This window comes from Dorea sp. OM07-5 (assembly GCF_003481355.1).
Taxonomy (GTDB): Bacteria; Bacillota; Clostridia; order Lachnospirales; family Lachnospiraceae; genus Dorea_D; species Dorea_D hominis.
This window is the reverse complement of record NZ_QUKZ01000054.1, coordinates 1-913: the sequence shown is the minus strand read 5'-3', so window position 1 is coordinate 913 and position 913 is coordinate 1. Positions and strand designations below refer to the sequence as shown.

Sequence of the window (913 nt, the reverse complement as noted above, 5' to 3'; positions counted from 1 at the left end):
ATATGGCTTTATACAGGACAGAAGAATCTGTATTGCTATGTGAAAGATTTAAAAGGAATACGGTATGTGTATAGTTTTGATCTGGACGATGTGGCAAGACCGGGCAAAATGTCTTCGGAAATTTTAGATCAGACAACAGACTATTCGGCAGATGGGAATAAGATGTTAGAAGAATACCGGGCAGTGGAATTACCGGATTTATGGCTTATTGTTGACCGGTCGGACAGCAAAGTGCAATGGATGGACAAAGAGAAAGCGTTGAAAATAACTGGTAAAATCGCTGGAGTTGCATTTGTAGACAAACATGAAAAACGGCTTGTATTAACAGAGAATATGGTAGTTAATTATGATGGCAAAGATTTATATGTCCGTGATGATTTGCTGAAAATATCCGGAGAAAACAAATGGAAAGATTATGCAAATTGTATTACGGACAAGTACAGCATCGTGTCTGCAGATGTAAAGAAAAATACTGCCCTTGTGAGATTTATATCTTATGGAGATGATGGACGTGGCGTGAACCGAACAGGTTCTTTAGCAGAATTTGAAGGCAGTGGATTTGCACGGATTGATTTATCAACGGGAAAAATTCTACATAAGGTAATCAAAGACAAAGAACAGGTGCTTGCAGCATCAGATAACTATTATTCGACATTTTGCAAAGGAACTGTAAAACGTTATCAGGTGAAAGATGATAAATGTATCAAAGAAAGCAAAGTGAACGGCTATAAGCGGAATGAAGAATATACGGTACAGACTTGTGGAAATATTGTCTTTGTGTTTGTGCGGCAGCAAAATGGAGATATGAAGCTGTTAGATGCGATAGAGATTTGATTTACAGAACTGTACGATAGTTAAAGAGAAACAGCAGGGCAATTTCTGAATATATGAAACAGAATTTCCCTGCTGTTTC

1 protein-coding gene is annotated in these 913 nt (G+C 37.7%); it reads left to right on the top strand.

Features of this window, described 5'->3' with window-relative positions; all coding sequences use genetic code 11:
- The coding region (locus DXC04_RS15660) for a hypothetical protein (protein WP_207665593.1) at window positions 1–834 on the top strand (834 nt) is incomplete at its 5' end.
- Window positions 835–913: the final 79 nt, after the last annotated feature.